Source organism: Variovorax sp. 350MFTsu5.1, from assembly GCF_048302515.1.
In the GTDB taxonomy this organism is placed as follows: Bacteria; Pseudomonadota; Gammaproteobacteria; order Burkholderiales; family Burkholderiaceae_C; genus Variovorax; species Variovorax guangxiensis.
The window spans coordinates 437,862-458,870 of sequence record NZ_CP157621.1; the positions used below are offsets into that span (position 1 = coordinate 437,862).

Consider the following 21,009-nt stretch of genomic DNA (forward strand, 5'->3'; position numbering starts at 1 on the left):
GCGTACCAAGCAGGAGTTGATCGGGAGCGCGGTCGACGAAAGACTGGCGCCCCCATTTCAACTTCCAACATCATGTCCCTCCTGCTGTCTCGATCACCTTTCGCGCGCCTGATGTGCCTGGCTGGCGCCCTCGTATGCGCTGGCGCGGCCTGCGCGCAGCACGCCAGCGCCGCGCGCGCTGAAGCGCGCTCCTCCGGAACCTCCGGTCCCCCAGTCGAGGCGCTGAACTGGCCGACGCGACCAGTGCGTCTGGTCGTGGGCTTCGGCGGTGGCTCCTCACCCGACTTCGTGGCGCGCGTGCTTGCCGAACCGCTGGCTAAGGCGCTGGGCCAACCCGTGATCGTGGAGAACCGGCCCGGCGCCAGCGGGAACATCGCGGCGGACATCGTCGCGAAGTCCTCCGACCGGCACACCGTGGGTATTCTCATCAACGGCAACATGACCATCGCCAAGGTCCTGAACCCGTCGATCTCCTACGACCCGCAGAAGGATCTGGTGCCCTTGAGCATCATCTGCACGGCGCCGCTGGTGCTCGCTGCAGCCCCTGAAGTCGCGAAGACGGACGCGCGGGGTTTTCTTGATGCGGCGCGCGCCGCCGGCAACAAGTGGAGCTACGGCACACCGGGCATCGGCACGATCGGCCACCTCGGCATGGAACTGTTGAAGACCCGCACTGGCATCGGTGCCGTGCATGTGCCATACCAGGGCAATCCACAGGTCATCACCGCACTGGGCGGCGGGCAGCTGCAACTCGCCCTGCTGCCGCCGGGCCTTGCCGAACCCCAGGTCAAGGCCGGAAAGCTGCGCGCGATCGGGGTCACCTCGGCGCGCCGATCTGCGCTCGTGCCGGACTATCCGAGCTTGCAGGAAGCGGGGCTCAAAGGGTTCGAGCTTGAGATCTGGACCGCGGCTGCCGCTCCCGCCAGCCTGCCGGCGCCCATCGCGCGGCGCCTGAACGAGGTCCTCGCGGAGATCATCCGCTCGCCCGAGGTGCAGCAGAAACTCTTCCAGCACGGCTACGAGGCCGTCGGCATATCGGGCGAGGCATTGCTTCATCGGGTGAAGGCTGACACGGCGGCGCTCGCGCAGATCATCGCGAGCCAGGGCATCAAGCTCGAATGAGGAGCGCTGGCATGACTACCCCATCCCAACATCTGCAAGGCGGCGAGGACGCGTCGGCCGCGGCCCGTGAGGCGGTCTCTCCTTCATCTTCCTTCGCGCAGAGCACTGCCGCCGAGCGGATCCTGCAGTCACTGCGCGACGAACTCGACGGCTTGGACCACATGCTGCTGGAGACCCTGAGACAGCGGCTGGACTGCTGCTGCCGCATCGGGCTGCACAAGCGCGACCATGCGATTCCGATGATGCAGCCGCATCGCATCGGCGTGGTGCAGGAGCGTGCGGCGGCCTTTGCCGCCGAACACGGCATGAGCCCGCCGTTCCTGCGCGCCCTCTACGAACTCATCATCGCCGAGACCTGCAGGCTGGAGGACGAGATCATCGGCGCACCTGCCGCTGCTGCATGAAGCCGCCTCTCCTCCACCGGCCGCAAGGGTCTCGAGGCACAGCCCCTCTGGCATCTCCGATGCCGCACGCCTCGCGAGGCTTCCGGGTGGAGGCGACCCTCCTTTAGCCGTCCTGTTATGCCGTTGAAGCACATGATCATCTTTTCGACACTGGGCCCGCGAGGCAGCAACCACCACTTCGTTCTCGAGCAATACCTCGCCGCGCACGGACTTGAACAGCTCGCACGCGTGGCGCTGTTCGACGACTTCCACAGCGGCGCGCGTGCTTTGGTGGCCAGCGAAGCCGACTACCTGCTGCAATGCGCCGTTCATCCCGCGGCAGCGGAGATCACCGGCACCTATCGCAGCGCCATGGTGGTGGTCGACGCCTTCGTATCTCCGAGCCAGCCGATGGCGCTTGTGCAGGCCAAGGGAAGCGAGGTCCATGCCTCCAGGGTGGGCGTGCAGCCTGCCACGCAAAGCTATGCCGACCTGTCCGCCTGGCCGGAGAAAGTCCATGAACCCACGGTGCTCGCAGTCCAGGCCGGCCTGGAGGAAGGGCGCTACGGCGCGGGCATCGTCTTCGCGTCGTTCGCGGCTGCGCGCACCGAGCGCTTCGAGGTCATCGAGCCCATCGGTACCGTGTGCGATGGCTGGATCCTCTACGGGCGCGAGGCCATCGACGAAGGCAAGGCCGTGGTCTGGAGGGACAGTCCCGTGGCACGTCAGTTCCGGCAGCAGACCGCATCACCGGTGAGGGCGAGCGTTGTCCGTCCTTGGGCGAACGCCGGCCCTCGGCGCCAACCGCCGAGGGCCGGCGGGCCGTCCTAGTCCGGGCTTGCCAGGCGGATCTCGAAGGTGCCGATGATCGCACCGAGTTCGCTCTGGCCTTCCTTTTCGGCGGCGACCTAGGCCAGCAGGAAATCGCGGGCGAGGCGCTGCGCGTCGTTTTGCGGCTCGCTTCTGAGATGTTCGGCCCATGCGGGAAACCCCATGTCTCAATCCAATGTCGCGCCGGACTGCTTCACGAGCCTCTGATGCTTCGTCATTTCGGATAGGAAGAACGTGGGTGCGAGATCGGGCCCGGTATGCAGGATGTTGAGGCCTTGTGCCGCCACGGCCGCTTGCGCTTCCGGTGATGCCAGCGCTGCCTTGATGGCGGCATGGTCGGCGTCGACGATGGCCTTGGGCAGCCCTGCCGGGCCAATGAGCGCGATCCACGCATCGAAGCTGTATTTCCGCACGCCGGCTTCCGCCAGCGTGGGAACATCCGGCAGCGCGGCGGAACGCGTCGGTGTCGAGATGGCCAGCGCTCGCAGCGCGCCGGCCTTGATCTGCGGCGCGACCTGCGAAATCGAAACGAAGCCCAGCTGGACCTGGCCACCGATGAGGTCGGTGATCAAGGGACCCGTCCCGCGGTAAGGCACGTGCTTCATGTCGATGCCGGTCTCGCTGATCAGCAACTCGCCCGCCAGGTGCAGCGTGCTGCCATTGCCGGCCGAACCGTAGTTCAGCTTGCCGGGGTTCGCCTTGGCATGGTCGAGCAGTTCGTTCACGTTCTTGACCGGCAATGTCGGGTTGACCACCAGCACCAGCGGCACGGTCGCCAGCACGGCGATCGGCTTGATGTCCTTCAGGCTGTCGTAGGGGATGGTCTTGTAGATGCCGGGGTTGATGACGTGGTTCGACGAGATCATCCCGAGCGTGAGGCCGTCCTTGGGCGCCTTCACGATCTGGCTGGTGCCCGGAATCCCGCCGGCGCCGACGATGTTCTCGACCATGACCGGGTGGCCGGTCGCCTTGCCGAATCCCGGTGCGATCGCGCGCGCCACGGCATCGACCGTGGATCCGGCCGCCAGCGGCACGACCAGCCGCAGCGGCTTGTCGGATTGGGCGTGCGCGCCGGCGCAGCCGCAGGCGAGCAATGCCGCCAGCGCGGTGCGGCGTGTGAAGGTGTCGAGGTTCATGGCGAGTTGTCTCCTGGGTCTTGAAATTCATGCGTAGCGCTGTTGCAGCGTCTCGAACGACACGAGTTCGCCCGCGATGGCGCTTGCGGCCACAGTGGGTGGGCTCGCAAGCCAGACCTGCCCCGGTCCGCCCCGGCCAGGGAAGTTGCGGTTGATGGCGCTCACCGTGACCTGATCGGCGCGGACCGAGCCGCCGGGACCGCAATTGCCGCAGGCGCCGCAGGACGGCTGCAGCATGCGCGCGCCGACCTGCTCGAACGCGGCCATGTAGCCTTCTGCGATGCAGTGGTCGCGCACGGAGGTGGTGCCGAACTGCAGGAACAACTGCACGCCGGGCGCGACCCGCAGGCCACGGTCCGCGGCCCAGCGCAGCACCGCGTGGTAGTGATCGAAATCCTCGCGCTTGCCGGCGGTGCAGGATCCGCCATAGGCGATGTCGATGCGCACTGGCGTGACCACCTCGGTCAGCGGCAAGCCGTTGCCGGGGTCGCCAGGGCGAGCCACCATTGGCGGCACCATGGCGCAGTCGATGTGCAGGGTCTGCGCGTACGCAGCGCCTTCGTCGCTGGCCATCCACGGCTCGAGCACGAGATCAATGCCGCGGCGTTCGCGCAGGAAGCGCACCGTTTCCGAATCGGGTGCGACGATGCCGGTGAACCCACCGAGCTCGGCGGTCATGTTGGTGAGCGTCGCGCGCTCGTCGGTCGAGAGGTGCCGAAGTGCCGCGCCGCAGAACTCGAACACCTTGCCCACGCCCCCCCCGGCACGGATGAACGGATCGGCCAGCAGGTGCAAAACGACGTCCTTGGCCGTCGCGCCGGCGGCCAGGTGGCCGTCGAGCACGACGCGAAGTGATGGCGGCATCGTCAGTCGCACGGCTCCGGTAACGAAGGCATTGGCCATGTCCGTGGTGCCGACGCCGAAGGCCACGCAACCGAGCGCACCGCTGTGGGGGGTGTGCGAGTCGGTGCCCACGACCAGTTGGCCCGGCAGCGCGTAGTGTTCCGCGACCATCGCGTGCGAGATGCCCGCGGCGTTGCTGCCGTCGTCCGCAGCGGCCTGTGCCTCGGTGAGCGTGCGGTGCGTGTGCAGTCCGTACGACGAGGCGAACTCGCGCTGCGCCCCGACCATGCGCATCACGTTCGGCACGAGTCCGTCGTGTACATGGGCCGGGCTTTCCTCGACGTAGGAGGTGTGGTCCTCGAACACGAGGATCGATGCCGGGTCGTGCAGTGCGAGGGGGCGGCCGAAGGTCGCATGCAGCATGTGCGCGGCCATGCCCGTGTAGTACTCGTGGATGAAGCGCCAGTCGGCACGCACGAAGGCCCCGTCGCCCGGTGCCGGACGGGCTTCGGTCAACTCGGTCGTCAAGGCGTGGCGCGCCACGATCTTCTCGAACAGGGTGCGCGGGCGCGTTTCCTGCACGTGCGCCGGCGCAGAGATCTCGCGCATGAAACGCTGCCCGAAGCGTAGCAGTCCCCCGCTCTTCAGGATCGTGGTGGCCAGCGCATCGCGCCCAGCCACCAGCTCCTCGATCGGAATTGCCTCGCCGGCCTGGATGCGCGCGACGAGGCGGAAGTCGGTGGACGTGAACAGCCCGATGTTGTCGGCGTTCTGGCGGTAGATGCGCTCGAAGCTCTCGGCGATCACGAGTCGCACGCCAGCCAGCTTCTCGGCGGCCGGGCTGTGCTCGCGCGACGAACCCTTGCCGTAGCGCTTGCCCGCGACCACCACTTCGACGCCTTGCGCGCGGATCGCGTCGATGCCGATCGGCGTGGCGTCGCCGGCGCGCAAGCCGGTGTAAGGATAGCGGCCGAGCTTGTCGTCATAGTGCGTGAGAATCGGCAGCGGTGTGATCTCGTCGGTCGAGATATCGTCGCGCAGCGGACGGGCTTCGGCGAGTACGACACGTTCGCCTCGAAGGCTGCGCGAGACCACCTTGGCCGAGCAGCTCAGGAAAAGAGGGTTCGGTGCAAAGGAGAGGGCGGCGCCATGGGCCGGCGATGTGACTGGCATGCCGAATCTTCACGGCACCGGCGCATACCGAAAAGCGCCGATGCGGCAGACGGGCTCTCGCAAGATGCGAGATCCGGGCTTACCCGTGCAGTGCGTCGATCAATGCTGCCACCGCGCGCAGGCGTGGTGTCTTGCGCAGCGCGTACATGCGCAGCTTGCGAGCCGCCCAGGGCTCGTCGAGTGGACGGCGCACGAAGCGTGGGTTCCCGGCATAGGCCGCGGCCGCGCTTTGGGGAATCACTGCGATGCCGAGTCCAGCCTCGACCATGCGGCAGACCGCATCGAAGCTGCTGACCGAGACGGTGGGTGCGAACGACCGGTGCAGCGCCGCGGCGCGTTCGTGCAGCGACCGGTCGAGCGCGCCTCCTTGGTGGACACCGATCAAGGGGTGCTCGAGTGCCTGCGTGAAGCTCAGCGACTTGCGCCGTGCAAGCGCATGGCCGGCCGGCAGGACGACCTGCAGCGGATCGGTGGCGAAGGGCCACGATTCCAGGCCCGCAGGCACGGGTAGATCGACACCCACACCGACATCGGCGCGGTCATCCAGGCAGGCACGGACCACGTCGCGGGTGTCTTGTTCCTGCAGCGATACCTCGACCTGCGGATGGGTGGCCATGAAGGCGTGCAGCCGCTCGGGCAGAAAACCGATGACGGCGGACATGTTGGCATAGAGGCGCACTGTGCCGCGCACCGAGCCGCCCTCAGTCTGCACTTCGCGTACCAGCGCCTGCAGGTCGTCGTCGATCCGCTCGCCGCGCGCCATCACCACGCGCCCCGCCTCGGTGAGTTCAATGCCGCGGGGCGAGCGCACGAAAAGCGGTGTACCGAAAGCGTGCTCGAGGTCGGCGATACGACGGCTCAGCGCCGACGCAGCGATGTGCTCCTGCTCCGCGCCGCGCACGATCGAGCCTGCTCGTGCGGCAGAGACAAAAAGGCGCAGGCTGTAGGCGTCGATGCGTCGGGACAAGTGGAGCCTCGGGGGCTGAAAGTCGTCTGGGGGATCGGAGAGGATGCTGAACGGCGCAAGCGTAATGGAATGCCGGGCAGCAGTTCCACCGGATCGAGAAATCGGTGACGTTTGCCGGCTGCTCGAGGCAGCAACCAAAAGCTGGAGGTGCTTCCTCCAAGGCCTGTGCAGGCCGCGGTCTACCGAAGCTCAGTGTCCTGGCGGATCGTTCCCCGAATCGGTTGGGACCTCGTAGAGGCTTGCCGGAAGGCCTTGCATCTGAGGACCATGGAGGGTGCATCCGTCGAGCGAGTCGCCTGCGTTCAGGGCGTTGTTCAAGGCAGCGACCACGGAGCTCATGTCGGCGATGTTTCGAAAGCGTGCCCGAGGCCCGTGGTGAAAGATGTGCAGCGCGATCGGCAGGGCATGCACGAAAGCGGGCTCGGCGCGCAGTGGAATGCGCTGCCACGTCCCGTTCGCATCGAGCGCCTGGAAATAGTCCGGCAGCTTCAGGGTCGGGCACAGGTGCGACGCCAGCACCAGACCGAAGGCCTCGGGAATGCAGTCGCGCAGGCGGCGGGTGCCCATGTCGTCACCGATCAGGGCGATGAACTGATCGGCCAGACGTTCCTCGGTCGCCCCGTCCGCGCCGAGCAATTCGATGGCCTGCGCGACGATATCGGCCGAAATCTCGTTCATCGCCATGGGTGTTCGGCGTCTTCAGGCGATGGCAGCTTCGCCCGAGGCGGCCTGCACCGGGATGTGGGCGCGCTCTTCCTTGATGCGATTGGCACCGTCCACGAACACCAGCTTGGGCTTGTAGCTCTTCACATGGTCTTCCGGCACCAGGCCGAAGGCCGCAATGATGATCAGGTCGCCGACCGACGCACGGCGTGCGGCCGAGCCGTTGACCGAGATGATGCCGCTTCCCCGCTCGCCACGGATGGCGTAGGTGACGAAACGCTCGCCGTTGTTGATGTTCCAGATGTGGACCTGCTCGTTCTCGGCCAGGTTGGCCGCATCGAGCAGGTCCTCGTCGATGGCGCACGAGCCCTCGTAGTGCAGTTCGCAGTCGGTGACCGCGACGCGGTGGATCTTGGACTTCAGCAAGGTTCGGAACATGGAGCGAGGTCTTTCTCTCAGGCAAGAGGTGGATCGGTCTGGCGTTCATCGCTGGCACGGCAAAGGCAAAGCGCCTGCGGCCGCGGCGGGCGAAGGATAGCCGAGCGGATGCCGGCAGCAGCGCCAGGCGCAGGAGGGCCTGCGTCGAGCGCTGTTGGCCCTGGAAGTGTGTTTGCGCTTCGGCCCGGTGCTCGTGTGAGACTGGAGCCGGCGAGCGATCGGCCGCGACAAGAAGAGCACGGTCATCGGCGCTGCAGCGGGGGCGGTCGCTACAGCAGGCGTCGGCTACAACTGGAGCAGCATCTGCAACAAGCTCACCGCCCGACAGTCGATGCCGGCACGCAGATCGTCGAACAGCCGGACGGCTCCCTGAAGGCCAGCGTTCCCAGCCAGGTCGCCTTCGATGCGGACAGTGCGACGATCAAGACCGCATTTCGCCGCGTGCTTGACCAGGTGGCCCAGACCATCGCGCAGGAGCCTGGCGTCACCGCCCGCGTGGTTGGCCATGGGGACAGCGTCGGCAATCCGATCGCGACATGACCCTGCCGCAACGTCGTGCGCGGAGCGTCGATGCCTATCTGGTCGATCACGCGTCGCGACAGAGCGTTGGATCGCCCGAGGGGCGGGGGGCAGACCCAACCGGTTGCAAGCAATGCCACGGAAGTGGGCGCATGCACGATCGCCGCGCCGAGCGCCACCTGCGGCCCGTGCGCGCGGCCAGGTAGTTGCGCTCGACCGAGTTCGCGCGGCTGTGGTCTTCGCATACCTGATCGGCAAGCTGGCCCAGCTGACCACTTCCTCGCGCGAGAAACGGCACGTGCTGCGAACCCTGCGCTATGCTTGTGCGATGGTTGGTGAACTCCACTGCCGCGCTTCCAAGCGGGTCGAGATTGCTGGCATTCCCGACGTGCCAACTGGCCGGATGCGATTCCGCGGCCACATCGCGGAAAAAGCTGCGCCGGCGCGCCGAGCATGGCCCCGTGCGTGACGACAAGGTATGCCCAAGACTTCCTCCAAGCCGATTCATCTGCCGAACCCGGCTTTCGAACTGCCGCGCGTTGCCCGTGCGGGCATGCGCGAACTCCATCCACAGGATGGCGCGTTGCTGCTCATGCACTTCGCCTTTCGGGGCCTCGTGGTCAAGGCCGATGCCTTCCTGGCGGAGCACGGCCTCTCGCGCGTGCACCATCGCCTGCTTTACGCGGTGGCGCGCGCCGAAGGCATCTCGATCGGGCAGCTGATCGAACTCCTGGGCGTGACGAAGCAGGCGATGCACCGCCCTCTCAAGTTCCTTCAGGACGCCGGCTACGTCGTGGCCGAACGCGATGCGAACGAGCACCGCACGAAGAGGCTGCGGCTGACGGCGCTGGGCGCGCGCGTCGAGAAGCTGGCCTCGAAACACGAACGCGAGGCGATGGAATCCGCACTGCAGACGGTGTCGCCCAACGAGCAGGACGCCTGGCGCAAGGTGATGACCGCGCTGGCCCGGCTGGCCTAGCGGCCGTGGACAGACAGCGGGCCGGCGGCCCACCGGGGGTGGATCGCGGCGAGCTGTGCAGCCGTGTCGGGGTACTCGCGAAACCGAGCGACCCTGCCGGCCGCCACTTCGAAGAGATGTACCCATTGGTTGTCGTAGCGGCGCCGCGGTGCGCGTGACGTGCACACGGCCTTGCCGGCCACGACCGCTGATGCAGCCTCTTCGTCGACGAGGAAGCGCGCGGGTTCGAAGGCGTGGAAGATCAGGTGCGCGTCCAGGGCGGCAACGAACCTGCGGACGCCGTCGCGTCCATGATGGGCACTCGCCCACGGCATGAAATCGGGGAGCCCGGGGGCTTCGAACTCGCTGTCCGGCGTGACCAGCGCGCACAGCGCATCGAGAGCGCTCGCCGCGAAGGCCGCACAGCACCCGCGCACGAGATGCAACAGTTCACCACGCGATGAGTGCATGCTCAGGCCGGCTTGATCATCAGCGTCGCCGAAGCGAGTGCATGCAGCTTGCCGTCCTGGCCGCGAATCTCCGCATTGCATACGCCCATGCTGCGCGTCTTCTCGAGCAAGCGGGCGGTGGCCACATAGCCGATGCCGGCCACCAGTGGGCGCACGTACTTCACGTTGAGGTCCACGGTCGAATATGGCGTGCCGGCGTCCAACGCAGAAAAAAGCGCCAGCGCGGCCGCGCCATCGAGGCAGGTCGCCGCGAAGCCACCGTGCACCATGCCCGCCGGATTGAGGTGGCGCGCGTCGGGCGTGACGATCATGCAGACCTCGCCTGGCTGAACGCTCGTCAATTGCATGGGCATCGTGTGCGCGATGCTCGATCGCTCGATGCGCCCGGCCTGCATGGCCTGGAGCACTTGCAGTCCACTGATCGCGGGGGCTTCGGCGGGCGGCGATTTTTCGGTAGCATCTTTCATGTCAATATTATTGACCTTAAAGTGAAGACGATGCAACTGGCAGGCTGGACGATCCTCTTGGCCCTGAACACCCTGTGGTTCGGGATGGGTGCGTTGTTGAATGCCACTGAAAATTGACCCTTTAAACGCGGTAATTTCCGTCTAAGACTGACCCACGTAAAACCCTACCCTGCTCATTTTTAAGGCAGGGGATTCTAGGAGTGATAGACGTGGCGACATTGAGTGTCATCAGACGCTGGGCCCTGCGCGAGCAGATGTCCATCCGCGAGATAGCCAGGCGTACAGGCCTGTCTCGCAACACCGTAAAAGAAGTACCTACGAGCCGGCGAAGAAGCGCCGCGCTACGCCAAGCGGGCGAGCTCGAGCAAGCTCGATCCCTATGCCGACAAGCTCGCGACCTGGCTCGCGATCGAGGCCACCAAATCGCGGAAACAGCGGCGCAATCTGCGACAGATCCACACACCTCAATCTAAAAAGGAGAACATCAAGCACTTATCCACACCGTGAAGCCTTCAGGCTCACAAAGCGGGTGGGTCAGTATTCGATGGAAATCTAGGGTCAGAGATCGGTGGAATCCAACAAGCTGTCCACCGACGCGTTCTTCATCGAGAAGCTGCGAGATGTCGTGGGGCTGTATCTGAGTCCGCCGGACAACGCACTGGTGCTGTGCGTGGACGAGAAGAGTCAATGCCAGGCGCTGGAGCGCACACAGCCGATGCTACCGCTGGGTCTGGGATATGTCGAAGGGGTCACGCATGACTATGTTCGCCACGGTACGATGACGCTTTTTGCGGCCCTGAACGTTCTCAACGGCGCGGTACTCGCCGAGTGCAAGCCACGCCATCGGCACCAAGAATTCCTGGCGCTCCTGCGCACTATCGACAAGTCGGTGCCAGCCGAGCTGGACATCCACTGCATCGTCGATAACTACGCCACGCATTCGCATCCGAAGGTGCGTGCCTGGCTCGCCACAAGGCCGCGCTGGAACATGCACTTCATCCCGACCTACAGCTCGTGGCTGAACCAGGTCGAGCGCTTCTTCGGACTGATCACCGACAAGACCATCCGCCGCGGTTCGTTCTCTTCGGTCAAGGACCTCGTTGCCAAGATCGATCACTTCGTCGCGTCATACAACAAGTCCTGCAAACCATTCGCTTGGACTGCCACCGCCGATTCCATCCTCGAAAAGCTGCATCGACTTTGCTCGCGTATCAGCGGGACAGCACACTAGCCTGCACTGGCGATTCCACAGGCTCGTAGTCGAGTTGGCGCTTCGGGAGCACGTGGCAGCCTTGCAGCCCTCTCACGTCGCCTGCATTGCCGTATCCGCTTCAGATGGCATCAACCACTTCGCCATTCGCCGCAGGTTCTGGGCGGTGGCGGCCATCAAGAACTCATCCTGCGCACCACTGAGCCCGCGAAGCCGGAGCCGATCCAGTTTCATGATGCGCTTGAGGTGCGCGAACAACATCTCTATCTTCTTGCGCTCCCTGCGCGACTGGCTGTAATGCGGTGTCTGCGCAATGGATCGTGCCGTCTCACGTGCACCCTCATGGATGCTGCGAGCGATCTTCCGGAATGGCGTGCTCGGGCAGCAGCGATCTTTCGTCCCACAGGCGATGCAGTCCGCCTGGCTCGCCCGATAGATGATGGTGTCGGCTTTGGTGATGCGGGTGCGCGGCGTCGTGAACTGCCGCCGGTCGTTACGCAGCACACGGCCTTCAGGGCAAACATATTCATTGCGCTCAGGCTGCCACCGGAACTCGCCGATTGACAGGCTTCCGTCCTTGCGCACGGTCTTGTCCCACACAGGCACGTGAGGTTCGATCTGCTTGCTCTCGACCATCCAGCCGAGCAGTGGCGCGGTGCCGTACGCGGTGTCGCCCACGAGCCGTCGCGGCTTGATGTCGAAGCGCTGCTCTACACGGTCAATCATCGTCCGAGTGGATTCGACCTCCTGCGTGCGGTGTGCCGGCGTTGCCTCCACGTCCATGATGATCCCCGCCGACAGATCGATCAGGTAGTTGGTTGAGTAAGCGTAGAACGCAGGACCACCTGGTGCTGCGGTCCACTGCGCAGCCGGGTCGGTCGGGGAGACGTTCCGTGATGCAGCCGCCGTTTCGTGTACCTCTTCAGGCACATCCTCGGTCACCGGATTTTGGGCATCGAGCGCGTCAAGGTACTCGCGCACCGCGCGGTTGCACTGGGTGCCCTGGCGCCATTGCGCGAGGTCGGAAGCAGGAACGTTGCGTGCACGGTTGGCGTCGGCCTTGATGATGCTGGCATCGACGGCGAATCCCTCACCTTGAACCAGGCCTTCGCTCATGCAACGGCGCAGCACTGCCTCGAAGACGAAGCGCAATGCATCGCTCTGGCGGAAGCGGCCGTGGCGATTCTTGGAGAAGGTCGAGTGATCGGGCACTCTGTCCTCGAGGCCAAGGCGACAGAACCAGCGATAGGCCAAGTTGAGATGGACTTCCTCGCACAGCCGACGCTCGGATCGGATGCCTAGGCAGTAGCCGATGACCAGCATGCGGATCATGAGTTCGGGATCGATCGAGGGTCGGCCGGTATGGCTGTAAAACGGCGCCAGATGTTGGCGCAGATCGCCAAGATCGAGGAAGCGGTCAATGCCTCGCAGCAAGTGATCGCGTGGGACGTGATCCTCGAGCTTGAATGCGTAAAACAGCTGATCTTGAACGATGCTCTGACCCATCATGATGCATGCCTCCATCGATGACGAAGGGCATGCAAACCGCGAGCCAGTTCCTAGAATTCGGCAGTGTTTTTCAACACAATCGGCCAGAACCAGCCGTTCGTTGCGACGGCACAATGTAGATAAAGAGCGGACAGTCACTATGGATGAAGTAGAAGCACTATCGAAAGCCATCGAGATAGGCCGTTCCCGCTGGGGCGACACACTACCGACCTTTTGGTGGGATCTTGAAGGCGGCGAATGGAATGTGACATTCGATTCTGAGGTGACTTTCCGATTTCGTCAGAGCGATGGCCAGCTGATTGACGATACCGATGGTTTGGATGCGGTGGCAGCCTTTCGCGCGGCAAGAGGCCACGCCCTGCGCGAGGGCCTCCGATGGGGCCCGGCTTTTTCTATCGGCCGCAAATCTGGCGAATGGTATATCGGTGCTCGGCAGTCCCAATTGGGAGGCCAAATCTCCATCGTCGTCGGCGCTGACGGCTCAATAAAGTCGACGTCGGTCAATCCGAAGTAGAGGCGACTGTCGCTGCACAGCTATCCTGCGCGTACGCACGCTTCAGACTGGCAGCAGTCAGTCGGCGTGGCCAGCTGAATGACAGCTGTGCGCCACAATCGAGCCATCTGGTGGGGCATCGATCCGCCTCACTGCTGCAGCAAGGCGGACGGATTTGCACCGCTCAATCGACGCTCTTTCAAATTTCCGCCTGCTCTGAGATCTCCAGGGCGTCATCCACCTCGATGCCCAGGTATCTGACTGTCGACTCGAGCTTGGAGTGGCCGTGACCTGCCCCCTCCCGGCCGTACCAGCGTAATGGCAGCGAAGTCCGTCAACTTGGAGAATGACGGACATGAGAAAGAGCAGATACACCGAGGAGCAGATCATCGGTTTCATCAAGCAGGCCGAGGCCGGCCTGCCGATCAAGGAGCTGTGCCGCAAGGGCGGCTTCAGCGACGCCACCTTCTACAAGTGGCGAGCCAAGTACGGTGGCATGGAGGTGCCCGATGCGAGGCGACTGCGTGAACTGGAGGCGGAGAACAACAAGCTCAAAAAGCTGTTGGCCGAAGCCCACCTGGACATCCACGCGCTGAACACCGCCTTCGGGGTAAAGCGTTAGCCCCACAGGCCAAGCGTGCCGCCATCGCCACCATGATCGAGCAATGCGATCTGAGCGAGCGACGGGCGTGCAGGCTTGTGGGGCTCTCACGCGACAGTTGGCGCAACCCACCTGAGATCGATGCCATGACCCAGGAGCTCAGCAGCAAGATCGTCGAGATCGCGCATGTGCGCCGGCGCTTCGGCTATCGGCGCATCCACGACATGCTGCGCCCGCATTTCCCCGGCGTGAACCACAAGAAGGTCTACCGGCTCTACAGCGCGGCCAACCTGGCCGTGCGCAAGCGCAAGAAGGCCAAGCGGCCCGTCAGCGAGCGCGTGCCGCTGCAACTGGCCAGGACGGTCAATGAGGTCTGGAGCATGGACTTCGTCAGCGACAGCCTGAGCACCGGGCGGCGCATCAAGTGCCTGACGGTGGCCGACGACTTCAGCCGCGAGTGCGTGAGCATCTCGGTGGACTGGGGCATCTCTGGGCAGTACGTGACGCGGCTGCTGGACCAGGCGGCGGTCTTCAGAGGCTATCCGCTGGCCGTGCGCACGGACAACGGCCCCGAGTTCACCAGTCGCGCCTTCATGGGTTGGGCCCAGACCCATGGCATCCGCCACATCCTTATCGAGCCCGGGCGACCCATGCAGAACGGCTACATCGAGAGCTTCAACGGCAAATTCAGGGACGAGTGCCTGAACGAGCAGTGGTTCGAGACGCTGGTGCAGGCCAGGTCGGCCATCACCGCCTGGCGGCAGGACTACAACGAGGTCAGGCCGCACAGCAGTTGCAATCGCATGCCGCCAGCCAAGTTCGCCGAGCTGCATCGCCAGCGCGCTGGCGATGCAGCTCGGCCCAGCTCAAACACCACCGAGATCAATTAATCTTGCAACCCCGGACTTCCTCGTTATGAATGGCATGGCAAGAGGGGGCAGGTCAGCCGAGCAGCAACTGCACCGCGCGGAGGTTCCTCATCCGCCGGTAGATCAGCGTTGCCTTCGTCCGTCGCATCGAGTGCGTTCCGTAGTCGGCAGGGTCCAAGCCAAGCTCCCTGACCCAGCCACCAAGAATCCGGGCGTATTGCCGGGTGCCGAGGTGCGGCGAGTCCTGCATTCGGCTCGGGAAAAGGAAGTCGTCCGATCGCAGTCCGGTACGCTGGATCCACGCCCGCACAGCCTCGCGGCCCTATTGAATACCGGTGAGCCTTGGACTTGCGGCATAAACCAGTCCAAGTTTTTATCCGCACCCCCGCTGGCTCAGTTTCCGGTCGGCGCCAACAAACAAGCACGCCCCGTGAGATTTTCCCGGGTTGCTCGGCGGTTCAACGAACTGTTATCGCCTTGCTGCAATTGCTGTAGACGATCTTGCAGGATGCATCACCGCACAGGCCCAGCACCTCATTTTCCGCCTCGTTCAACGCAGGCCGACTCGCAACGCTGTAGTGCGTGTCGCTCTTCGCAAGAGCGACACACCCGTTGGTGTAGGCGGAGACGAGTTCGCATTGGGTCGAGCCCAGAGAAATGCAGTTCGCCATAGCGATCTTCTCCGCCTCGGGCCGACTGGACTTGTCGCGCGATGCGCCGATGTTGCCCGTATATCGAGCGTCCAGGGCAACGGCTCCCCACCGCTGGATGTACGTCACGTTTCGCGGCCCCGACGGAGCGGGGACTCCAGGCTGACCATAACCTGGGAGGGGCCGGCAGGAAGATACGCCCTGTCCACCCTCAGGAACCGTGCCGGCAGGGCAGCCGCCCTCCGCATGAAGCTGGGTGCTCAGGCCCAACAGGCAGCAGAGCAAAAGGATCTTTGCTTTCATCGATATGTGCCTTTTTCTGGCGCCGCGGCAGATCAGCGAATCGCTTTCGCTTGGCTGCAACTGGTGAAGACGACTTTGCAAGGAGCACCGTTGCATTCCTGCATCGCGGCGCGTTGGGCGTCACCCAACGTGGGCTTGCTCGCGATGCCAAAGTGGGTGTTGCTCTCCGCCAAAGCCACGCAGCCATTGGAATAGGTCGAGATCAGCTGGCACTTCTTGGAGCCCAGGCCGAGACAGTTGTCCATGGCGATCCTTTCCGCTTCGGCACGGCTGGACTTGTCATGCGAGGCTCCCACGTTCGCTGTTTCGTAGGTGTCCATCGCAACAGCTCCCCACCGCTCGATGTACGTCACGCTGCCCGGTCCCGAGTTGGCCTGCCCACCTTGACCGTAACCTCCGGTCGGTCTGCAAGACATGACACCTTGTCCGCCTTCGGGAACCATGCCGGCAGGACAGCCGCCCTCCGCATGAGCGAGGGGGTAAATGCCCGATAGGCTCACGAGCAGGAGCAGCAGCAAGAACTTCATGGCGAATGCATCTCCCCCGGTCGTGGCCATGGGCTTCTTCAGTACGTCTTGCGCCATACGAGAAAGATGTCCTTCCTGAAATTGCTGTCCCTGTTGCCGTGGACCTGTTCGTCTCGCGTCGGAATGAACATCGCCGTGTAGACGCTGATCGTGCGGTCGTCCACCTCGAGGTAAACGTCCGGCGCGCCGGCGACGGGACCCGCATGGAAGTCGGTCATCTCGTCCTTGGGCACGGCGTGCCAGATGAGCTCGTCCCTGAAGATCCAACCGATGTCGACGCTCGCCTCGTGCGTCGTCCCGTCCTTCGACTTCCAGCGAACCTCAGCCGGTTTCGGAAAATTCCGGATGCCGAGCTCCGTCGATCCCCAGGCCTTGCCGTTGTCGCCGGCAGGCTTGGGGGGCGAGGGCTTGCCTTCGGCTTGCTGCACCTGTGGATGGCCGTTGTAGACGACGGTGCATCCGATGCTGTCGTAGCACAGTGCCTGGAAGTTGTGGCGCTTGAAACGAAGAGGAACCTGTCGGGTCAGCGCCGGCGGTTGTTGGACCTGTGGCGTGATCCCGTTCGGTTCTCCGGCGCGAGCCGACGCTACGATCAGGGGCAGCAGCAGGAACAGCGCAATGCGAGACGGCATGGCTGCCTCTACGGTTGCTTGGCACGCTTGCAACCCATCTGCTCGATCAGCTGCGACGGATCCTCGGCATCGAAGAAGAATGCTGAATGAATCGCACTGGACGAGGCATCGGGCCAGGCCTTGAGGCGGCCGCGCACGAACAAGGCGCGCCGCTCCCCAGGCCAGTTCAGGCGCATGAAGACGTCCTTGCTCCAGGGCTCCATGCCACCTTCGTCCCAGGCGCAATTGTCGGCGATCAGCGTGACGGTGGCGCCGGGCTCTAGCTGCTGGCGCAGGATCTCCCGGAACTGCGTCGAAGGCTTCTGGCGACCGGCTGACGGAATCAGCACGCCGACCGACGTGGTCTGACCCTGCGCGTCACGCTCGACGCTCAGCACCGCTTGCACGGACGGCTTGCCGCCCGCGCCGGGCAATTCGATGGTGCCTTCGGCTTCGGGGCCAGCGTCCTTGCCGTTCTTCCACCGCACGCCGGGTTGCGATGCGTAGGGGTTGTAGGGGACCTGCCTGACGGTGTCGGTCAGCAGCAGCTCCAGCGGTGTGTTGTTGCCAACCGCAGCGATCTGCAGAGGCTGGGCCGATACGGCACCCGCAAGCAACGACGCTGTCGTCGCGACGGCTTGCAGGTAACGGCGGCCAGTGCGGGAAGGGATATGGCGCATGGATGCTCTTTTCTTCGCGCGGATTCAGGATGCCTTGCAGTGCATCCTTGCGATGCGTTGCTGTGGCTTGGCCCGGTAAAAGACGAAGTTCGTCGAGCCTGGTCCCTGGTTGCCGCCGTCTTCGTCGACATAGGTTTCCGCGAACACAGGCAGGGCGACATTGGCGATGCTCAGTTCGTAGAAGGCGTTTTTCTGCGTGTTCGCAGCGCTCGTGCCGTCGTCCAACGCGCAATCGCCGGCGATGGGCGTCACCGTCGCATCGCCACCGAACTGCCGCTGCAGGATGCTCTTCGTGTCGTCGCTCGGATAGAACTTCTGCAGCGCGATCGACTGCACCGTGTTCGCATTGCCGTGGAGCACCACGCCGACATGCCCTTCGTTGTCCTTCCTGATACCGGCTTCCGCGCCCACCTTGCCATCGGGCACATCCACTTCGCCGAAGCCAGCGAGCAGCATATCGCCGCCGCGGTAGTGCGTGGCATCGGGAGAGACCGAGTCGGGGTTGTCCAGCGGCTTCGGATCGCTCCAGCGCACACCGGAGAGGTTGTCGAACGCGGACCAGTCCTCGGCCGTTTGACCAGCGAACACGCTCAGCAGCGTTTGCAGCGACGACGCCGTATTCTTGACCTGCTCAGGGGCGCTCGGCGCAGGTGTTGCCGTTGTTCGTGTCGTGGGTGCCGTCGCGGGACTGGTGGGCGGCGTGGCAGGTTCGCACGCGCTCAAGCAGATCACAAGAGCACATGCCGACAGTGCGCGCAGGTCGTTGGTAGCGGTTCGCATGGGTAGACGTTGCGTGTGAAGTTCTGAGGTTGCGGGGACAGCAGGACGGGGTCGCCAACGCTCGGCGGTCAGCGGCACTTGACCTCATAGTCAGAGACGTTCGGAAGATCCTTCTCGCCCACGGTGGTCACGGTCAGTCGGCCTGCCGGGCCGGAATAGCCGAAGTCGCAATAGGCAAGGCCGGTACCCGCGCAGGACTCGGCTTCGGCGATGCCGCGCTTGACCAGCCCGGCTTGCCGGGACTCGCTGCTGGCCCCGCCGCGCACCGGATTCCATCCGTTGGCAGCCAGAACCTTGCGCGCCTTGTCGATCGGCATGCCGTAGACGTTCGGCACCTTGGCTCGGCCCTTGCAGACCGACTCCTCGTCGGCCAGCTTGCCCAGGTGCAGGGTGCCGTCGGCCTCGACGCGCAGGTCGCCCACCGGGGAGCCGACGAGGTCTCCGTCCCACACGCGCACGGAGCCGCCTTCCAGCGCGGTCAGGTTGCCGATGGCGGGGTCTTCGGGCGACTTGCCGTAGGCCAGCGCGACGAGCCTGTCGCCATCGAACACCGCCACGTTGCCCTGGGTGATCGTGCAGGTGCCACTCGTTCCAGCCTCCATCTGGCCGGCGAAGCTGACAGCGCGATACGAACCCAGTGGCACATCGGCCATCACCGCCCAGCCCTGCGCCGCAACCACCTTGGTAGCAGCTGACTTCGGCTGGATCACGCGCCATGAGCAGCTATTGCGGTCGTCGGCGCTGCCGCCCGCCTTGGGCAGGCTGGTGATCGCCCGCATGCGGATGTCCTTCAGGTCGGACTGCACGCGCGGTGCTGGTGCGCCGGTTTGAGCCATGGCCGGCAAGCAGAGCGCGAGACCGAGCGCGAGTGCCGCGTGGCGTGTGGCAGATGCACCGATGGTTTTCAGAAAGGGGCGTGACAGCATATTGAAAGTTTGAAATGAAGACGGGGTCCGTACGCGTTTTTGATGCGGCGATCGAGGATGCGTCGAGTTGTTGAGGCAACGTGCCAGCATCAGATTGCAGTCGTGAGTTTGGGTGTGAAGCGAGCCACGTGTGCACGTCGGGACGACACATCAAACGACATTGCGCTCGCGCTCTTCGCCGGCATCAAGAACCCTCCGCAATGACTGTCTGTCTGCGCACGGCGAATTCTATTCAAACTAGATCGACTGGTATATATTCGCGCACCTCCAGGGCCCGACGCAACCGACACAGTCACCACGAAGGCATAGAGATGAAAGTTCTCACCGCGCTCCAGGCATCTGGAATTTCACGCCAACTCCGGTCGGTACTGCGAGCGATGGCAGGCTCAGTGATCGTCGCCTGCGCGCTCTCAGGATGCGCGGTGAACGCGCCTCCCGCCTCGAGTGATCCGCAGCAGCAGTTTGTCGTCGCGCAGCGCAATGCCAACGCGCAGTACTACCAGAGCCTGCTCGCCTACAAGCCGTTCTTCGAAAATCCCGGCGGCTACAGCCAGGCGCAGGTACTCGCCGCATACGAAACAGTCCTGTACCAGTACTCCCTCGCCGTAGGGAGTTGGATGCGCGCCATCTACCCTGCCGCACGACAGGCCCTGCCGGCTTCCCTACAGCCGCTTGCCGCGCCAGCAGAGCCGCTCACACTGGCAAGCGTGAATCGGGACTACGAATACGCGCTCGGAATGAACGCAGCCTCGTGGGACATCAGCATGGCGGCAGACTTCGGCAAGCCGTCGAAGCTGCCCGTCCCGAGATACGACGGCCCGATACTCATCGGGCCTGCCCTGCCGCCTCTGCCACCCCTGCAGGATGTTCGTGACCCGAAGTTCGCACGGTTGGTGACCATGACCAAGAACGTGGATGTCGCACAGAAGGCAGACCTCGCGCAACAACGCGCAGCGACTGAAAAAGTTCTGTCGGAAGCTGCGGCAATCCGCGCTACAAACAATCTCCGCGGTCAAGGCCTCGACCAGATCAATCCGAGGACCGGGCTGCCGTACCCACCGCCACAACAGGAAACGCAGCGCTGGTGCATGATGGGCGGCGGCCGGATTCCCTGCTGAAACCTTCTGCGCCCTGGCGCCTGTAGCGGCGCCGGATCTCCACCTGATATGGATGAAATCACACTCGCGCCCGCAAGCTCCTGAACTACGATGCGCCTGACTCGGCGACGCCGCGGGATCCCCGATGCGCCGTCACTACTCCCCGACGATGGTGATCGCCAGACTGTCGCGACTCAGAGGACAAGGCATGGAACAGGAGAGCCGTGAACGGCTCGTCGGAAAGGCGACTCGACTCTTTTCTGAAAGAGGCTTTCACCTTGTCAGCGTCGAAGAGATCGTCGGGGGCTCCGACGAACTGCGCATCGCGATGCATCGCCATTTCTCGCGCAAGGAAGATCTCGTGCAGGCCGTGCTCGAGCAGCGCTCCGACGACATCCTGGACAGCATCGCGCGAAGGCTGGAGGAGATTCCCGACCCTATCGGAAAGATCAAGGGCATCTTCGACTGGCACGGCGATTGGTTTCGCACGCCCGCGTTCGCGGGATGCCTCTTCGAGCGTGCATTGTCGGAGTTCGGTGTCCACACCAAGGGCATCTCGGATGTGGCGCTTCGCTACAGAAGCACGCTGAAGAGGCAGATGGCCGAGATGCTGCGCATGCTGCTCCCGCAGGCGCCTGCCGTGCGGTTGGCGCTCGCGTACGCGATGCTTCTCCATGGCGCGGGCGCCGCGGCGCAGGCCCATGGAAATCCGGAGGAACTGGTGCATGACGCATGGCAGGCGGCGAAGTTGCTGCTCGACAAGGCCAGGCAGCCTTGAGGCAT

General features: G+C 64.3%; 23 protein-coding genes and 4 pseudogenes. 10 read left to right on the plus strand and 17 right to left on the minus strand.

Going from position 1 to position 21,009, the window contains the following annotated elements; translation table 11 throughout:
- The first annotated feature begins 72 nt into the window (after window positions 1-72).
- The 3 genes from ABL843_RS33480 (at window position 73) to ABL843_RS33490 (ending at window position 2,336) form a co-directional block, all read left to right on the plus strand.
- Window positions 73-1,122 carry a Bug family tripartite tricarboxylate transporter substrate binding protein gene (locus tag ABL843_RS33480; protein ID WP_418120658.1) on the plus strand — a complete coding sequence of 350 codons (1,050 nt, stop codon included), beginning with the start codon at window positions 73-75 and terminating at the stop codon, window positions 1,120-1,122.
- Between the two features lie 11 nt (window positions 1,123-1,133).
- A complete protein-coding gene (locus ABL843_RS33485) occupies window positions 1,134-1,526 on the plus strand; it encodes a chorismate mutase family protein (RefSeq protein ID WP_418120659.1) in 393 nt (130 codons plus the stop codon).
- Between the two features lie 132 nt (window positions 1,527-1,658).
- The gene (locus ABL843_RS33490; protein ID WP_418120660.1) at window positions 1,659-2,336 is read left to right on the plus strand and encodes a hypothetical protein; all 678 of its coding nucleotides are present in this window, start codon (window positions 1,659-1,661) and stop codon (window positions 2,334-2,336) included.
- A 167-nt stretch (window positions 2,337-2,503) separates the two neighbouring features.
- On the opposite strand, the gene ABL843_RS33495 is transcribed toward ABL843_RS33490, so the two are convergent.
- The 6 genes from ABL843_RS33495 to ABL843_RS33520 form a co-directional block, all read right to left on the minus strand.
- On the minus strand, window positions 2,504-3,472 hold the full coding sequence (locus ABL843_RS33495) for a Bug family tripartite tricarboxylate transporter substrate binding protein (protein ID WP_418120661.1): 969 nt from the start codon (window positions 3,470-3,472) through the stop codon (window positions 2,504-2,506).
- Window positions 3,473-3,499: 27 nt separating this feature from the next.
- The gene (locus ABL843_RS33500; RefSeq protein WP_418120662.1) at window positions 3,500-5,488 is read right to left on the minus strand and encodes an aconitase family protein; all 1,989 of its coding nucleotides are present in this window, start codon (window positions 5,486-5,488) and stop codon (window positions 3,500-3,502) included.
- A gap of 79 nt (window positions 5,489-5,567) precedes the next feature.
- Window positions 5,568-6,455 (minus strand): LysR substrate-binding domain-containing protein, encoded by an 888-nt coding sequence (locus ABL843_RS33505; protein ID WP_418120663.1) that lies wholly within the window; start codon window positions 6,453-6,455, stop codon window positions 5,568-5,570.
- Window positions 6,456-6,644: 189 nt separating this feature from the next.
- Entirely contained in the window at window positions 6,645-7,139 is a 495-nt protein-coding gene (locus ABL843_RS33510; protein WP_418120664.1) for a hypothetical protein, read from the minus strand.
- A gap of 15 nt (window positions 7,140-7,154) precedes the next feature.
- On the minus strand, window positions 7,155-7,556 hold the full coding sequence (panD, locus tag ABL843_RS33515) for an aspartate 1-decarboxylase (RefSeq protein WP_418120665.1): 402 nt from the start codon (window positions 7,554-7,556) through the stop codon (window positions 7,155-7,157).
- Window positions 7,557-7,841: 285 nt separating this feature from the next.
- Window positions 7,842-8,063, minus strand: coding sequence for a hypothetical protein (locus tag ABL843_RS33520; protein ID WP_418120666.1), 222 nt, complete (start codon window positions 8,061-8,063; stop codon window positions 7,842-7,844).
- A gap of 490 nt (window positions 8,064-8,553) precedes the next feature.
- Here ABL843_RS33520 and ABL843_RS33525 point away from each other — a divergent pair, with 490 nt between their 5' ends.
- The gene (locus tag ABL843_RS33525; RefSeq protein WP_418120667.1) at window positions 8,554-9,054 is read left to right on the plus strand and encodes a MarR family winged helix-turn-helix transcriptional regulator; all 501 of its coding nucleotides are present in this window, start codon (window positions 8,554-8,556) and stop codon (window positions 9,052-9,054) included.
- On the opposite strand, the gene ABL843_RS33530 is transcribed toward ABL843_RS33525, so the two are convergent.
- Window positions 9,051-9,503, minus strand: a complete 453-nt coding sequence (locus ABL843_RS33530; protein ID WP_418120668.1) for a nuclear transport factor 2 family protein — start codon at window positions 9,501-9,503, stop codon at window positions 9,051-9,053. The genes ABL843_RS33525 and ABL843_RS33530 overlap by 4 nt on opposite strands.
- A gap of 2 nt (window positions 9,504-9,505) precedes the next feature.
- On the minus strand, window positions 9,506-9,970 hold the full coding sequence (locus ABL843_RS33535; RefSeq protein ID WP_418120669.1) for a PaaI family thioesterase: 465 nt from the start codon (window positions 9,968-9,970) through the stop codon (window positions 9,506-9,508).
- Window positions 9,971-10,170: 200 nt separating this feature from the next.
- Between ABL843_RS33535 and ABL843_RS33540 the strand changes: the two are divergent.
- A pseudogene (locus ABL843_RS33540) lies at window positions 10,171-10,429 on the plus strand (helix-turn-helix domain-containing protein); the annotation flags it as partial.
- A 112-nt stretch (window positions 10,430-10,541) separates the two neighbouring features.
- A pseudogene (locus ABL843_RS33545) lies at window positions 10,542-11,201 on the plus strand (IS630 family transposase); the annotation flags it as partial.
- Between the two features lie 72 nt (window positions 11,202-11,273).
- On the opposite strand, the gene ABL843_RS33550 reads toward ABL843_RS33545, so the two are convergent.
- On the minus strand, window positions 11,274-12,689 hold the full coding sequence (locus ABL843_RS33550) for an IS1182 family transposase (protein ID WP_418120670.1): 1,416 nt from the start codon (window positions 12,687-12,689) through the stop codon (window positions 11,274-11,276).
- Between ABL843_RS33550 and ABL843_RS33555 the strand changes: the two genes are divergently transcribed.
- Window positions 12,688-13,203, plus strand: coding sequence for a hypothetical protein (locus ABL843_RS33555; RefSeq protein ID WP_418120671.1), 516 nt, complete (start codon window positions 12,688-12,690; stop codon window positions 13,201-13,203). The two genes, ABL843_RS33550 and ABL843_RS33555, sit on opposite strands and share 2 nt — an antisense overlap.
- A gap of 178 nt (window positions 13,204-13,381) precedes the next feature.
- Here the strand turns inward: ABL843_RS33555 and ABL843_RS33560 are convergent.
- Window positions 13,382-13,468, minus strand: a pseudogene (locus tag ABL843_RS33560) (integrase); the annotation flags it as partial.
- A gap of 69 nt (window positions 13,469-13,537) precedes the next feature.
- Between ABL843_RS33560 and ABL843_RS33565 the strand changes: the two are divergent.
- Window positions 13,538-14,673 (plus strand): IS3 family transposase gene (locus ABL843_RS33565; protein ID WP_418116623.1). Its coding sequence is split into 2 segments (ribosomal slippage): window positions 13,538-13,799 and window positions 13,799-14,673, totalling 1,137 coding nucleotides; the frame shifts between segments, so codons are not numbered across the junction.
- Window positions 14,674-14,728: 55 nt separating this feature from the next.
- Here ABL843_RS33565 and ABL843_RS33570 read toward each other — a convergent pair.
- The 7 genes and pseudogenes from ABL843_RS33570 to ABL843_RS33600 form a co-directional block, all read right to left on the minus strand.
- Window positions 14,729-14,971, minus strand: a pseudogene (locus ABL843_RS33570) (tyrosine-type recombinase/integrase); the annotation flags it as partial.
- A 139-nt stretch (window positions 14,972-15,110) separates the two neighbouring features.
- Complete coding sequence (locus ABL843_RS33575) at window positions 15,111-15,605, minus strand: DUF4189 domain-containing protein (RefSeq protein ID WP_418120672.1); 495 nt, start codon at window positions 15,603-15,605, stop codon at window positions 15,111-15,113.
- Between the two features lie 32 nt (window positions 15,606-15,637).
- A complete protein-coding gene (locus tag ABL843_RS33580) occupies window positions 15,638-16,189 on the minus strand; it encodes a DUF4189 domain-containing protein (protein WP_418120673.1) in 552 nt (183 codons plus the stop codon).
- Window positions 16,171-16,764, minus strand: a complete 594-nt coding sequence (locus ABL843_RS33585) for a hypothetical protein (RefSeq protein WP_369662721.1) — start codon at window positions 16,762-16,764, stop codon at window positions 16,171-16,173. The genes ABL843_RS33580 and ABL843_RS33585 overlap by 19 nt, the downstream gene beginning before the upstream one ends.
- 8 nt (window positions 16,765-16,772) lie before the next feature.
- The gene (locus ABL843_RS33590) at window positions 16,773-17,423 is read right to left on the minus strand and encodes a hypothetical protein (protein WP_418120674.1); all 651 of its coding nucleotides are present in this window, start codon (window positions 17,421-17,423) and stop codon (window positions 16,773-16,775) included.
- A 24-nt stretch (window positions 17,424-17,447) separates the two neighbouring features.
- Window positions 17,448-18,203: a hypothetical protein gene (locus tag ABL843_RS33595; RefSeq protein WP_369662723.1), complete on the minus strand. Its 756-nt coding sequence runs from the start codon at window positions 18,201-18,203 to the stop codon at window positions 17,448-17,450.
- Between the two features lie 68 nt (window positions 18,204-18,271).
- Window positions 18,272-19,039 carry a PASTA domain-containing protein gene (locus ABL843_RS33600; protein ID WP_418120675.1) on the minus strand — a complete coding sequence of 256 codons (768 nt, stop codon included), beginning with the start codon at window positions 19,037-19,039 and terminating at the stop codon, window positions 18,272-18,274.
- A gap of 401 nt (window positions 19,040-19,440) precedes the next feature.
- Between ABL843_RS33600 and ABL843_RS33605 the strand changes: the two genes are divergently transcribed.
- Window positions 19,441-20,247 (plus strand): hypothetical protein, encoded by an 807-nt coding sequence (locus ABL843_RS33605; protein ID WP_418120676.1) that lies wholly within the window; start codon window positions 19,441-19,443, stop codon window positions 20,245-20,247.
- A 187-nt stretch (window positions 20,248-20,434) separates the two neighbouring features.
- Window positions 20,435-21,004, plus strand: coding sequence for a TetR/AcrR family transcriptional regulator (locus ABL843_RS33610; protein WP_369662726.1), 570 nt, complete (start codon window positions 20,435-20,437; stop codon window positions 21,002-21,004).
- Window positions 21,005-21,009 lie beyond the last annotated feature (5 nt).

Excerpts from the sequence above, each read along its gene's own strand:
- ABL843_RS33480 (WP_418120658.1), top strand. The coding sequence starts at position 73 with ATGTCCCTCCTGCTGTCTCGATCACCTTTCGCGCGCCTGATGTGCCTG.
- ABL843_RS33485 (WP_418120659.1), top strand. The coding sequence starts at position 1,134 with ATGACTACCCCATCCCAACATCTGCAAGGCGGCGAGGACGCGTCGGCC.
- ABL843_RS33490 (WP_418120660.1), top strand. The coding sequence starts at position 1,659 with ATGATCATCTTTTCGACACTGGGCCCGCGAGGCAGCAACCACCACTTC.
- ABL843_RS33495 (WP_418120661.1), bottom strand. The coding sequence starts at position 3,472 with ATGAACCTCGACACCTTCACACGCCGCACCGCGCTGGCGGCATTGCTC.
- ABL843_RS33500 (WP_418120662.1), bottom strand. The coding sequence starts at position 5,488 with ATGCCAGTCACATCGCCGGCCCATGGCGCCGCCCTCTCCTTTGCACCG.
- ABL843_RS33510 (WP_418120664.1), bottom strand. The coding sequence starts at position 7,139 with ATGGCGATGAACGAGATTTCGGCCGATATCGTCGCGCAGGCCATCGAA.
- panD (WP_418120665.1), bottom strand. The coding sequence starts at position 7,556 with ATGTTCCGAACCTTGCTGAAGTCCAAGATCCACCGCGTCGCGGTCACC.
- ABL843_RS33520 (WP_418120666.1), bottom strand. The coding sequence starts at position 8,063 with ATGGCCAACCACGCGGGCGGTGACGCCAGGCTCCTGCGCGATGGTCTG.
- ABL843_RS33525 (WP_418120667.1), top strand. The coding sequence starts at position 8,554 with ATGCCCAAGACTTCCTCCAAGCCGATTCATCTGCCGAACCCGGCTTTC.
- ABL843_RS33530 (WP_418120668.1), bottom strand. The coding sequence starts at position 9,503 with ATGCACTCATCGCGTGGTGAACTGTTGCATCTCGTGCGCGGGTGCTGT.
- ABL843_RS33535 (WP_418120669.1), bottom strand. The coding sequence starts at position 9,970 with ATGAAAGATGCTACCGAAAAATCGCCGCCCGCCGAAGCCCCCGCGATC.
- ABL843_RS33555 (WP_418120671.1), top strand. The coding sequence starts at position 12,688 with ATGATGCATGCCTCCATCGATGACGAAGGGCATGCAAACCGCGAGCCA.
- ABL843_RS33550 (WP_418120670.1), bottom strand. The coding sequence starts at position 12,689 with ATGATGGGTCAGAGCATCGTTCAAGATCAGCTGTTTTACGCATTCAAG.
- ABL843_RS33575 (WP_418120672.1), bottom strand. The coding sequence starts at position 15,605 with ATGAAAGCAAAGATCCTTTTGCTCTGCTGCCTGTTGGGCCTGAGCACC.
- ABL843_RS33580 (WP_418120673.1), bottom strand. The coding sequence starts at position 16,189 with ATGGCGCAAGACGTACTGAAGAAGCCCATGGCCACGACCGGGGGAGAT.
- ABL843_RS33585 (WP_369662721.1), bottom strand. The coding sequence starts at position 16,764 with ATGCCGTCTCGCATTGCGCTGTTCCTGCTGCTGCCCCTGATCGTAGCG.
- ABL843_RS33590 (WP_418120674.1), bottom strand. The coding sequence starts at position 17,423 with ATGCGCCATATCCCTTCCCGCACTGGCCGCCGTTACCTGCAAGCCGTC.
- ABL843_RS33595 (WP_369662723.1), bottom strand. The coding sequence starts at position 18,203 with ATGCGAACCGCTACCAACGACCTGCGCGCACTGTCGGCATGTGCTCTT.
- ABL843_RS33600 (WP_418120675.1), bottom strand. The coding sequence starts at position 19,039 with ATGGCTCAAACCGGCGCACCAGCACCGCGCGTGCAGTCCGACCTGAAG.
- ABL843_RS33605 (WP_418120676.1), top strand. The coding sequence starts at position 19,441 with ATGAAAGTTCTCACCGCGCTCCAGGCATCTGGAATTTCACGCCAACTC.
- ABL843_RS33610 (WP_369662726.1), top strand. The coding sequence starts at position 20,435 with ATGGAACAGGAGAGCCGTGAACGGCTCGTCGGAAAGGCGACTCGACTC.